The organism is Bradyrhizobium sp. AZCC 2289, assembly GCF_036924615.1.
In the GTDB taxonomy this organism is placed as follows: domain Bacteria; phylum Pseudomonadota; class Alphaproteobacteria; order Rhizobiales; family Xanthobacteraceae; genus Bradyrhizobium.
The window spans coordinates 5,302,892-5,314,930 of record NZ_JAZHRY010000001.1 but is presented as its reverse complement, the minus strand read 5'-3'; the positions used below and the strand labels follow the sequence as shown (position 1 = coordinate 5,314,930).

The window sequence follows — 12,039 nt, the reverse complement described above, 5'->3', positions numbered from 1 at the left end:
GCCAGGCGTTCTTTTTGCCTCACACCTAACTCGTCTGCCCGAGGGAGTGTTGCGAATGCGAGGCTGGGACTCCTAGGCACTCCGGCGGCCTTACCTTCCTGCAAAGCCTATAAGTCTGTTTTTCCCTTGAAGGCTGACATTCGTCGTGACGGCGTACGTTCAGCTATGTGCCCCTCATATCCGGACATTCCATATTCATCATTACGCGAACGACTCCTCTGGTTCACCCTCGAATTTGTGAACCAAATCCACGATCCAATAGGAAAGCTCTACATTCGCTTTTGGCAGTCGCCGCTAGGGGAACAAGGGCAAGAAACGCTTACAACGGCTCATGAGCGTTTACTAAGCCTCGACGATAATTTGACGGGCGCAACGCCTAAGTTATTGTTGGATCACCGTTATTCAATGGAATGGCTCAACATGATCCCATTTGCGCAACAGTATCTCAAGGCGGATCCGATCGATCGCATCCGATTCCAGATCGCTCGCGGCAATCTCGTGCAGGGAAAGGAGCTGCTGCTAGCGGTCGAAGAATCAATTGGTGTGACCTTGTCACCGGACCTTCGTCAGCTGTTCGATGCATTTTCAGCCCCGGGACAGAAGCGCCGTGGACGTCCTTCCAATTGTCGCGCTCAGGACGACTTCGCATTGGTGGAATTGGACCAACGCTATCCTGACTTACTTCAACAGTTTCAGAATGAGGCTCGCAACGCAGCTGCTCCGAGCGATGAGTGCCCCAGCGAACGTGCATACCGGCAGCTTGCGAGTGAAATGAGTGCCGATTTCCGCAATATGGACTGGCGGGCACTCGCCAATAAGCACTCGGCCTGGAAGGTTCGCAGCATTGGCAAAAACGACCAAATGGATTCAGACGATTTTGAAGACGAAATCACACGACAATTTCCTCCCCCTCGCCGATAACAATTCCTCCGATTTCTGATGAGTGCGCCCCACTGAACATTCCTGTCTCCTAAGGGAAATCCCTCCTTTGGAGACTCATATGAATTTCGAGTACCGCCCCACTCAATCGCTCCAACCGTATGCGCGCAATGCTCGTACCCATTCGCCCAAGCAAATCAAGCAAATCGCACGCAGCATCGAACGGTTTGGATTTAACAACCCGCTGCTAATCGATGATGAGGGGCAGATCATCGCTGGCCATGGTCGGCTTTTAGCAGCAAAGCAACTCAACATGAAGACCGTACCATGTGTACGGCTTTCTCATCTGACAGAAGCGGACAAGAAGGCTTACGTCATTGCCGATAATCGCTTGGCAGAAACGTCGGGCTGGGACAATGAGCTCCTTGCGATCGAGTTGCAGCATCTCGTCGATATTGGCTTTGATGTCGACTTAACCGGCTTTGAGCCGGCCGAAACGGACCTCATCATCGAAGGTATCGGTGAGGAAAGCGAACAACCGGAAAACCTCGTGCCTACAGGTTCGGACGGACCTGCGGTGAGCCGCCTGGGCGACGTCTGGCTTCTTGGCAAGCACATCCTGGTGTGCGGCGACTCGACCGAACCTGCGACCTATCAACTTCTAATGGCGGACGAACGGGCGGACTTCGTATTCACGGACCCGCCGTACAATGTCCGCATCGACGGTCACGTATCCGGACTTGGCCGTATCAAGCACCGTGAATTCGCGATGGCTTCGGGAGAAATGAACAAGAACCAATTTATCGACTTCCTGTCCAGAGTGTACAAGTTGCTTTGCCAATACTCGAACGATGGCTCGATTCATCAGATCTGCATGGACTGGCGTCACATGCGGGAAATGCTAGCCGCGGGCGATGCTCATTACTCCGAGCTAAAGAATGTCTGCATCTGGAACAAGAGCAATGCGGGAATGGGCTCCTTCTATCGTTCCAAGCACGAGATGGTGTTTGTCTGGAAGAATGGTTCCGCGCCGCATATCAACACCTTTGAACTTGGCCAGTATGGAAGGCACCGGAGCAATGTATGGGACTACGACGGGGTCAATACAATGCGACCTGGCCGGATGGACGAACTCGCCATGCATCCGACGGTGAAGCCGGTGTCGCTTGTTGTGGATGCGATAAAGGACTGTTCGAAGCGCGGCAGCCTGGTGCTGGATCCATTTTGTGGCAGCGGAACGATCCTGATCGCAGCCGAAAAGACCGGTCGCCGCGCCCGAGCGATCGAGCTTGATCCGACATACGTGGACGTGGCGATCAGGCGCTGGGAGCACTATACGGGCAAGCTGGCCCGCCTGGCTCCGATGGGCGAAACGTTCGAGCAGGTCAGCGAAACTCGATTACCCGCAATCTTGGCTGAACAAGCACCTGCCGCGGCCCCTGAACTGGCCACTCCCTAAATAGCAACCGCAAAACCGTTCGCGTTGGTCATTATTATTCGGTGGATTTCTGATCAGCGACGGCAACTCGCTCCGGTGTTATCGGGGAATTCTCATCGCCCAAGGGACTCGCATGCCGGACTCAATTCAATCTGATCGCGAAGAATCGTCGCACAATCGCATTAACGATACTGAGGTCGGCTACAAGAAGCCGCCAAAGCGTACGCAGTTCGCAAAGGGACGATCCGGCAATCCGAATGGTCGACCCAAGCGACCCGATGGAATCAGCATAAAGGAATTGTTGGATAGCGACCAACCGGGAAAGAATGGCACGGTCGTCTCAAAGCGCGAGGCTCTCGTGGTCCGGCTTATGAATGACGCGATGGCAGGTAATCAAAAAGCTTTTGGCAGATTCTTGACCTTTATGATCCAGGCTGGACTGCTGCGCTCTGACCAGTCCGCCCTCTCAAGTGTCATATTTTTTGATCGCCTCCCTCCGGAGACCCGTGAGGAATCGAACAAGAACGAAATCGCCTGATCGAGGAATAGAGCTGACATGAAGACGCAGAACAACGTTCAATCGGCCACATCGTACGGTGTGGGATATCGCAGACCGCCCAAGGCCAGTCAGTTTCGCAAGGGACGCTCCGGAAATCCCCGAGGCCGACGACCCAGCGAAGAGAATATGCTTTCGATCTTCAAGCGGATCGCGACCAAGCGCGTAAAGGTGAATGACGGCAGCAAGATCCGGACGATCTCACTGGCAGAAGCCGTTATCCTCCAGAACTACAAGGCCGCATTGCAGAAGGATCAGATCGCGATGGGCAACATTTTAAGACTTGCCGATCACGCGGGAGAATTCAAGGATTGGAACGACCCGAAGGTCGGGGGCATGCCGATCTTTATGCCAACGAGGTCAAGCAGCACTGAAGAATTCCTTGCCGAAAACGATGCGGGTCGCGTTCAAATTTCCTCTAGCCGAACATACAATTCACGAGAAGATTGACTTCAAGGAATGCCTCGAAACGGCCTTTGCCCAGCACGCGGTGCATCGGTCGCTCCAGCTTTTGGCCTTTGCTGTTGGCTTTGGAATGCCTTGAAACCTTTGAGCCGAGGTCCGGCAAGGCAAAACCTGGACTTCCTCCGAACCAAAGGTACTTCTTGATCGCGAGACTATCGGGGTCGAACTCCAGCCAGATCACGCAGCCTCCAGGCTTTGCGAGAAGCTTGGTACTGATGCTGACTTCACGAACCTTCGAGCCAACAAAGCTCGACTTCAACTGGACGTGCCGAATGACCCCGCTTGCTTCAAGGACGATATCGTAACCGCCGCGATCGACCTCGCTCTTGAGCACCTCGATGTCACGTCTGTCATTCCGCCACATGTAGCTCAGCAACTCCCCGAGGAAGAGATGGCCAAGCGCCTGCTCCCGCAAGCTCGAATCTTCGGAATGCCATATCCGCCGGGATGCGTCTGCTTGAATTTCGGTCTCGCCTTGCATCGTTGATACCCACGATCATTTGCACCGCCAATGCGCTCCCTCTGGCGTTGAAGTCCAGTGCAGGATCCGACCATCCGGCTAACATGGCACATCACAGTTAATATTATCCAATTTTGGGATAATCCGATTTCGGGATCAAATTCCTTGTCGCCGATTCTCATGCCCGGCGGCACATGCAAAAGTCACTTAAATCTGCGGAATATACGCGGCTGATCGAGGCCCTTGTCGCAGTGCGACATGCCTCGGGTGTCCGCCAGCAAGCGTTGGCCAAAAAACTTGGCCGGCCGCAGTCATTTGTTGCCAAATACGAAGGCGGCGAGCGTCGCATTGATGTCGTTGAATTTATTGCAATTGCCCGCGCGCTGGATGCTGATCCGGTCAAGCTGTTCCGGGATTTTGTGGCAGGAAAGCCCGCCAAGATCGGCCTCAAACGTGCCGATGCCTAGGCGGGCGCGCTGATTGGCAAGTCCGGCAAATCCGCGGGGTAACCGCCCGCAAATCAGGTTTGTTTCATGATCATAGCCGGCCGATAGGAGCCACGAGATTGCTCGGAATTCGCTCGACTTCAGCGGTGACCAGAGCGTCACTGTCCCCATCGACCCTTGGGGGATGACATGGACACAACTGCCGTAAACGAAGCCATCAAGCTTTGCCTCTCTGAAATTTACTCCCGCGCTCTATGAGGCGGGACGGCTGCAGGACGCGGCCTCTCTGATGAACAGGATTTTGCAAGACTAGGTACAGTCGCCTCTCCTGGTCCCGCCCCGGTACGGGGCTCGTGCCAGTGGCAGCACATGATGCTGTCGTTGTCACCCAGGAGAGTTAAATGGCTACCAGCAAGAAAAAATCGAAATCAAGGAACCAGAGTGTACGCCGATCGCCGGCCCGCTCGGCAGCGAAACCGACCAACAGGCCGGCCTCAACCTCTACCACCGCCGCACCAAAGCAAATCACAGCCAAGCCGCCGGGTACTTCCAAGCAGGAGACCATCCTGGGCATGCTTCGACGGCAAAAGGGCGCGACAATCGCCTCGATCATGAAGGCTGCCGACTGGCAGCAACATTCGGTTCGTGGCTTCTTTGCCGGCGTCGTCAGAAAGAAGCTCAAGCTGAACCTCGTGTCCGCGAAAGTCGGCAAGGAGCGGCTCTATCGGATCGCCAAAGCTGGCGCTGCGTCCTGATGCCGGCCCAGTACCAAAACCAGGGCACCGATCCGGCTGTAGAGGCTGAGCTGGATCGGTTGCCGACAACGCCAATCGTCACCTTGCGCAAGCGATATCGCGAGCTTTACCGAACCGAGCCGCCAAAATCGTTCGGCCCGGATTTGCTGCGGCGGAGTATTGCACACCGGATTCAGGAGAGAGTCTACGGCGGCCTCTCCGCGTCGGTTCAGCGAACGCTCGATCAATTGCTCAAGGCGGCGATTGCAAAGCCCGGCGGCCGTCTGGAACTGCCGCGTCGGATCAAGCCAGGATCCGAGCTGATCCGCAGCTGGAAGGGGAAAAGCCATCGCGTCATCGTGATGGCCGATGGCTTTGCCTACGACGGCGCGACGTTCCCCAGCCTCTCCGAAATAGCCACCAGGATCACGGGCACCCGATGGAACGGCCCGCGGTTCTTCGGGTTGCGGTCGGCCACGCGGGAGGACGCTGGTGGCAAATGAAGTAAAAACACTCCGTTGCGCGATCTACACCCGCAAATCCACCGAGCATGGGCTTGAACTTGAGTTCAATTCCCTCGACGCCCAGCGTGACGCCTGCGAGGCCTACATCAAGAGCCAGGCATCGCAGGGGTGGCGTGCCCTGCCCCAGCAATATAATGACCCCGCCTACTCCGGCGGCAATCTTGAACGACCTGCCCTCAAAAAGCTGCTCGCCGACATCGAAGCCGGCAGAGTTGACGTCGTCGTCGTCTACAAAATCGACCGCCTGACCCGGTCGCTTGCAGACTTTGCCAAGCTGGTCGAAGCCTTTGACGCCCGGTCAATCTCGTTCGTCGCCGTCACCCAGCAATTCAATACCACCACATCCATGGGCCGGCTGACGCTTAATATCCTGTTATCGTTTGCACAATTCGAGCGGGAGCTATCGTCCGAGCGGGTGCGGGATAAGATCGCGGCCTCCCGCCGCAAGGGCAAATGGACAGGTGGAACTGTTCCGCTGGGTTATGAGGCAAAGGACAAAAAACTCGTCATCAATGCCGCCGAAGCGGAAACTGTCCGCGCCATCTTCCGGCTCTACACCGAGCTGAGGTCCTTTAGCAGGGTGGTGGCCGAACTCGACCGAAGGCGAATTGTTACCAAGCGCCGGAGTACCAAGGTTGCCAAATACAATGGCGGCATTCCCTTCACTTACGGCCCTCTGTCGTATTTCCTGAGGAATCGGGTCTACATCGGCGAGACCCACCATGGCGGCAAATGGTTCAAGGCCGAGCATAATGCGATTGTCGATCGGAAGACCTTCGACCGCGTACAGGAGTTGCTCAAAGCCAATTGCGTGAAGAAAACAAAATCCTCCCCGAGCAACGCCCTGTTCAAAGGCAAGCTGTTCGATGACCGAGGCAATCCCATGGGCCCAAGCTTTTCCAGCAAAAGCGGGGTGCGCTATCGGTTTTACGTCAGTTCGCCGTTGCTCCGGGGACGAAAAGAATTGGCAGGAACGGTCGGACGTGTCGCCGCGCCGGAAATCGAGCGCACTATCCTTGCGGCCCTCGAAGCGCAGGGAGGCCCCGTCCCTAATAGCGCAACATCAATTGACGCCCTCGAACGCGTGGTGATTTGCCGGGACAAGCTACTGATAACTATCTTGGGATCCGACCGCGAGAGCAGCAAGGAGATTACAGTTTCCTGGTCCGCGCCGACAAGGGATGCCTCTACCATCCTGGAAGGAAACGGATCGTCCGAAGATGCACGGAGCGGAGTGCTGATTCAAGCCCTCGTGCGTGCACACGGCTGGATGAACTTGCTGCGCGACGGAACGTATGAATCGATCGAACGGCTTGCTGACGCCGACGGTCTTCATCCCAAGATCATCCGCCAAGCGCTCCGTCTCGCGTATCTTTCGCCCGAGGTCACATCGGCCATTCTGGAAGGCAGGCAACCGGTGCAGCTTTCACTGTCGCTTATCCCGAAGCTGTTACCACTCGCCTGGACGGATCATCGTTCCCTGCTGGGCTGAAATTCTGGAATTAACGTTGCATTGCATATCCAATCCAAAAGTGGATGGATCGCAGACCAACGACCCGAGATCCGCTTCAGAAACGGAACTTCTTGCATAGTGGCCAGGCCTGCGAATTCGTAAACCGTCAGATTCGGTTTACCAGACCCGTTAGGCTTTCGCTCCCGAGAGTATGCAATGGTCGCTGCAGATCGGGGACAAACCTCGACAGAGAAAGCGTCAGGGTCGGGCTGCACAGCGGCCCGACCCGCGACCTCCGGGGAATGCAATGTCCGCAAAGACGACGCCGCGAACGGTGAAACAAAAGAAACCAAAGGCCAGCCCGGCTGCCGTCCGCGCGGCATCGGCGATATCGATGGCCGCGAAAAATCTGGTCAATATGGTCGGAGTGCTCTCCGTCTCGGGAGCGGTATTGCTTGGGCTTTTGGCAACCGAGCATTTCTGAAAACCGGCAAATCCTGTGCACCTAGGCCGCGCGTCAACTGCGAGTATCCGCGCGCATCGAATGTTATGGAACATCTGGTGCATCGGTGTACCGAAGCCCTTTATCGGTCAGAACGGACGGCCTCCTGCTTGCTTAGTCCTTCCAGATTTAGGCTATGCCAAATGACATGTCCTTCTGGGTCTCTGTCAATGACGCCGGCCCCGGAGGGCGAATACCGTGCGGTGTGGGTGAAGAGGGTTCCCTTCTCAACGTCAGCCCGCACGTCAACGGTGAAAAGTTGTTCTTTTCATCCCAATCGGGGCCACGTTCACGACAAATGCCGCGCATCGCCGACTGACCTATCGTCCTGAGCGATCGCCGCGCGAGTTCGTCTTCTCAATCGACAGAACAACTCTCCTATGCTGTCGCAACGGGAAATCCAAGGAACAGATGGGCGATTGTTATCGTCCCATGCTCGGCCGCCAACTCTGCCGCGCGCTGATGCTCGGTGTCAAATTGGGCGATCTTTGGCAAAACGAAAGATGGAATTTTCAAAGATTCTGAGGGCGCCGGCTTCATCTGCAACGCCGCCATGGACTCCGACGTTTTCAGCAGATCGATAAGAGGCTGAACACACGCCGTTTCTTTATCAGTCACGATTCCGACCATGACCGCAAGCGGTTGCTTAATACTGTAGCTGCCCGTTACGAAGCGTAGCATTCCGTCAGAACCGACATATGTATTTCTTCGAGCGGCTTTTCCGTTGATCTTTTTGAATTCAAACACAAGCTCCAGCGCTGGATCATATCGATCGGAGAAATATTCGATGTCTGTGCGCCTTCGGTCCGCAATTTCGACACCACCGCTCTTTCGTTGCTTGATCTTGCCTATTCTCCTCTCGTAGCTCCACTGCCCGGTGAGCCTCGTGCGCGTCTTGAATACCGACCGAATATGCTCACACAGCAATTCGGTTAACCGGGGTTCTTTTGCGTCGGCATGAAAGGTTTCTGGGCTCAGGGTCGTGAGTTCAGCCCATACCTTGCGCAACGCGTCGACCGCGACCCGAGCGTCCTCTTGAGGAAATACCGAAAGCCAATCACCCGCCTTCGTCATGCCACGTCCTTAGCTGCCGCGGCGGTGCGCGTTGTTGTTTCGACGATGCGCTCGGCATCTCGCATAGCTTGCCGACGTAGCCAGGCGCGCTCATTCTGCGGCTTTACGAGAAACACCGTGTCGTCCACGACAATGACGGTATCCGCGACAAAATATAGATCTTCTGAGAGCGACATCGGCAGCAATTTGCGAGCCTGCAACTCGGCCATAGCGGCTTTCGCTGCACTGTCCTTTCTTTGAATTTCCGCCGTGCTCTTCCTGCTCGGGCCCACATGGACACGAATAACACCAAACGGACCGGACCTTTCCCGAATTGTCAGCAGCACCTCGACCGAAAACTTGCCCTTCCCTTTCCGGGCGTCACGCCATGCTTCGAGCTCGGAGAGCAGCGTGCTAATGTAAGATTGGATCGTGTCATCCGACGGCCGTCTTCCGGCACGTTCAAATACGTCCGACATGCCATAAGGTCGAACTGCGGGAAGAACGACTTCGACCGTTTCCCTGACAAGTGCTTGCGCTGACTCACTTAAGCCAAAATATTTCAAAAGCTTCGTCTCCGCTATCGGACGGAGCGACTGCCACTGATGACTACGCATCAAAACGCTCGTATTCTCAATTTCTCGAACGTAATTCGCCAACTCTTTAACGATCTTTCTTGCTGCCGCAGGATCAGAATGCCGCTCAGGCAGATAAAATGGAAAGTTTCCGACATCGCTAAGCGAGACACGGTCGCGATCGCTCAGGAGCTGATACAGCTGAGTCACCATAAAATATCTAACCAGATCCGAACGTAGGAACACGGTTGCGAAACGCAGATAATCTGCGTCTTCCACAGGGCCCGCGATGACACCCACACTGCTCATGAAGGATGCTGGTGTATCAATAAATGCAGCACGGATCTCCAGGTCGGGCGAAGGTCCATCTGGAAATAGAATCCGAGGGCCCTGGAAAGCAGTCAGCACATCAGCACTAAGTTTGGGCACCCTTTGGATTTCGCTTTTTGGAAACGCGTGCGCTCCCACCAAATCCGGAACAACGTTATGATAAAGATCGCCCGGTCGAACAAACATCATCTCCCAAAGCGGTTTGCTGCTTACCCATTTGTCGGCAGGTACGGCATTGTCGGTCCGATGAAATCCTTTTCGACGGGTCCATCGCCTATTCGGACCCGAGACCAGGTCGTTGAACGTGCCTCGCAGGCGTAGATCGGCCCACAGCGCCAAATCGAAATCGTCGCCCCACATTCGTGTCGTCAACTGCTTGTTGGAAAGCGCGATCGCTTGCGTCTGCACCTGATGCCGGTCGCCGCTATGGAGCGTGAGACGGCCGAAGGCGAGGCTTACCTCTGCCTTCGGCACCCAATACTCGAACATTTCGTTGGGGGGAATTATCCATCGGGCACTTTCATTCTCGGGCCTTGGTGTGCCGAGTAAAACGACGCAAGATTTTCGGCCTTGGTCGAAAAGCAGTTCCTTAAGGTCGCCAAAATTGATGACGCGGTGCCACTTAACGCGCTGCAACCACCCGGTCAGGAATTCCTGACTCGTAGGTTTCAACAAAAGGCTCATGGGAAGGATCATGCACAGCCGACCCGACGGCGAAAGACAATCCACCGCTCGCCAGGCAAAATCGGCAGCTAGTTGGCGCAACGCACGCGGCGCACCCTCTTCCGCCGCCCAATCGTCGGCGGCCGAGGTTTCGTCCTGCTGGGGTTCAACCCATGGGGGGTTGCTAAGAAACAGTGTGAAGTCGCCACGTTTGACCAAGGGGTTCTTGCGGGAGAAGAATTCGCCTGTCTGTGGACCGCCGAATAAATTGGAGCCGCGCAGGTTCGGCAGCTTTACGTTTTCGTCGTCGCACAGCGCGGCGATATCTGTCGGCTCCAGCCGCTCAAGCAGCGACAGGTAGAGACTGAATGCCGTTACGCGACAGGCAGCATCGCTTATATCGCTTCCAAAAATACAATTCCTGAGCAGAACAATGCGTTCGGATAGCGAAACCTGGGCGCCTTTCTTTCGGGCCTCAGCTTCGCCGAGTATTCTTCGGAAGGCGGTTGTCAGCAAAATACCTGACCCGCAAGCACCGTCATAGATACGCTCGCTCAGCAGGTCGGCGGAATTGCGGAGCGCTTGATCGACGACGAGGTTGGCCAGATGACGCGGCGTATAAAACGCAGCAGCTTTTCGTTGCGACTCCTTTCCGAGAAATGCCTCGTATATACCAGAGAGTAGCTCGACGGGAATGAAACGGAAATTGTAAGGCCAAATGCTGAGCTGTCCGGTTTCCATATCGTTCGCAGCGAGGAATGCCAGTAGCACCTCGAAACTGCTGTCGTCGAGATCAAGCCACAGTCCTTTCGCTCCAACCTTCGGCTCTAGGAAGTCACCGTTGAAGTCTGACTTCAATTTGCTAAGCAGACGAACGACGCCTTGCCGGTTTCGACTTTGAATAAGATCGAACAGGCGGCCCACCTTGCGTTCGGTCCTGTACCGGTCACCAACAATGCCGCGATGTTCGAGATAGGAAACAAATAGCAATTGAGAGACCAAGTATTGAGCGTCGTCGACGGCTAATTGGCCGCCTCTTGGCTCGCAGAGTTCACGTACCGTAACCCGCAGATTCGACAACAGCTTACGGTCCACGCGATCATCGACTTGAAACCAAGATTTGAAGCGCGACCATACATCTCCCGATTGAATGTCCGGACACGAGAGCGGACCATCCGGGCGAACTTGGGATTTGAGAATGGGGTCGGCGAGAGAACCCCTGCGAGTGACGGGCACCGGGACGAGATGCGTCGGCGTCAAGATCAAAATCAGGGAAATGAGGTTCTGGTTCCAAATGCGCTGCCGAATCTCTGCCAAACGCCGCTCGTCGTTGACGAGGGATCCGTCGTCAACGAAGAAACAGACTGTCGGAACACCTTCGACATCGAACACTGCCTCGGCGCGAATTTCACCGCCGGGGTTCAGCAGGTCAAGCAATTCGGGGGCATACGGATGGCGGGTTCGAAGCTGCGAACTGGCACGGTGCATCGAACTCGAGGCCAAGTTGTAGCCCAGAGCCCCCATCCACTGACTGAATTCGCTACGTGCCATGCCCACTTTCCAACCCTGTGCGGGCGGATTCTAGCTCCCACGGATTAACATCCTACCTACACAAAGTCGCCGAAGGAAGCATCCAACCAGGGCAAGCGCGAATCGCCCGCAGCATACAGCCAAACGAACGAGACGATGGCATTGTACGGAGGTTGCATAGAGGACATCCTCTTTCCGTCAGAGCGGCCGGTGTTGAGTGTCTGCTTTGGCCGCCCCCATTTGCGCCGATTTCTGATTGTCTGCAATAAGTCCGAGTATCGGGCCAGAAGCGGACGTTCAGCTTAGCCAGGATTTCTCGTGTTGTGAGCGACCCCGATGGTAGCCGCACGGCCCTTTACCGTAACAAAGTACTACCATGCTAGCCGCCCGCGGCCCCATTGAAAGCGCGCTCGAAGCCGATATAAGAGACG

The 12,039-nt window shown here is 55.6% G+C and carries 12 protein-coding genes; 9 read left to right on the top strand and 3 right to left on the bottom strand.

All coding sequences use genetic code 11. The annotated features are described in order from the left end of the window. The first annotated feature begins 126 nt into the window (after nucleotides 1–126). The 4 genes from V1289_RS25305 (at nucleotide 127) to V1289_RS25290 (ending at nucleotide 3,323) form a co-directional block, all read left to right on the top strand. Nucleotides 127–921 (top strand): hypothetical protein, encoded by a 795-nt coding sequence (locus tag V1289_RS25305; protein ID WP_334399780.1) that lies wholly within the window; start codon nucleotides 127–129, stop codon nucleotides 919–921. A 79-nt stretch (nucleotides 922–1,000) separates the two neighbouring features. Beyond that, nucleotides 1,001–2,338 (top strand): site-specific DNA-methyltransferase, encoded by a 1,338-nt coding sequence (locus V1289_RS25300; RefSeq protein ID WP_334399778.1) that lies wholly within the window; start codon nucleotides 1,001–1,003, stop codon nucleotides 2,336–2,338. Between the two features lie 112 nt (nucleotides 2,339–2,450). Next, on the top strand, nucleotides 2,451–2,855 hold the full coding sequence (locus tag V1289_RS25295; RefSeq protein WP_334399776.1) for a DUF5681 domain-containing protein: 405 nt from the start codon (nucleotides 2,451–2,453) through the stop codon (nucleotides 2,853–2,855). 18 nt (nucleotides 2,856–2,873) lie between these two features. Then, entirely contained in the window at nucleotides 2,874–3,323 is a 450-nt protein-coding gene (locus tag V1289_RS25290; RefSeq protein WP_334399774.1) for a DUF5681 domain-containing protein, read from the top strand. Here V1289_RS25290 and V1289_RS25285 read toward each other — a convergent pair. Beyond that, complete coding sequence (locus V1289_RS25285) at nucleotides 3,292–3,819, bottom strand: hypothetical protein (RefSeq protein ID WP_334399773.1); 528 nt, start codon at nucleotides 3,817–3,819, stop codon at nucleotides 3,292–3,294. The genes V1289_RS25290 and V1289_RS25285 overlap by 32 nt on opposite strands. Nucleotides 3,820–3,992: 173 nt before the next feature. Between V1289_RS25285 and V1289_RS25280 the strand changes: the two genes are divergently transcribed. From V1289_RS25280 to V1289_RS25260, 5 genes are all read left to right on the top strand, one after another. Next, complete coding sequence (locus V1289_RS25280) at nucleotides 3,993–4,265, top strand: helix-turn-helix domain-containing protein (RefSeq protein ID WP_334399772.1); 273 nt, start codon at nucleotides 3,993–3,995, stop codon at nucleotides 4,263–4,265. A 380-nt stretch (nucleotides 4,266–4,645) separates the two neighbouring features. After that, a complete protein-coding gene (locus V1289_RS25275) occupies nucleotides 4,646–4,999 on the top strand; it encodes a DUF3489 domain-containing protein (RefSeq protein ID WP_334399771.1) in 354 nt (117 codons plus the stop codon). Further along, nucleotides 4,999–5,481: a DUF2924 domain-containing protein gene (locus tag V1289_RS25270; RefSeq protein WP_334399770.1), complete on the top strand. Its 483-nt coding sequence runs from the start codon at nucleotides 4,999–5,001 to the stop codon at nucleotides 5,479–5,481. The genes V1289_RS25275 and V1289_RS25270 overlap by 1 nt, the downstream gene beginning before the upstream one ends. Then, a complete protein-coding gene (locus V1289_RS25265; RefSeq protein WP_334407670.1) occupies nucleotides 5,468–6,994 on the top strand; it encodes a recombinase family protein in 1,527 nt (508 codons plus the stop codon). The genes V1289_RS25270 and V1289_RS25265 overlap by 14 nt, the downstream gene beginning before the upstream one ends. 268 nt (nucleotides 6,995–7,262) lie before the next feature. Further along, nucleotides 7,263–7,439 carry a hypothetical protein gene (locus V1289_RS25260; RefSeq protein ID WP_334399769.1) on the top strand — a complete coding sequence of 59 codons (177 nt, stop codon included), beginning with the start codon at nucleotides 7,263–7,265 and terminating at the stop codon, nucleotides 7,437–7,439. A gap of 396 nt (nucleotides 7,440–7,835) precedes the next feature. Here the strand turns inward: V1289_RS25260 and V1289_RS25255 are convergent, their stop codons facing one another. Then, the gene (locus V1289_RS25255; RefSeq protein ID WP_334399767.1) at nucleotides 7,836–8,531 is read right to left on the bottom strand and encodes a Fis family transcriptional regulator; all 696 of its coding nucleotides are present in this window, start codon (nucleotides 8,529–8,531) and stop codon (nucleotides 7,836–7,838) included. After that, entirely contained in the window at nucleotides 8,528–11,629 is a 3,102-nt protein-coding gene (locus tag V1289_RS25250; RefSeq protein ID WP_334399765.1) for an HsdM family class I SAM-dependent methyltransferase, read from the bottom strand. Before V1289_RS25250 ends, V1289_RS25255 begins: the two co-directional genes overlap by 4 nt. Between the last annotated feature and the right edge of the window lie 410 nt (nucleotides 11,630–12,039).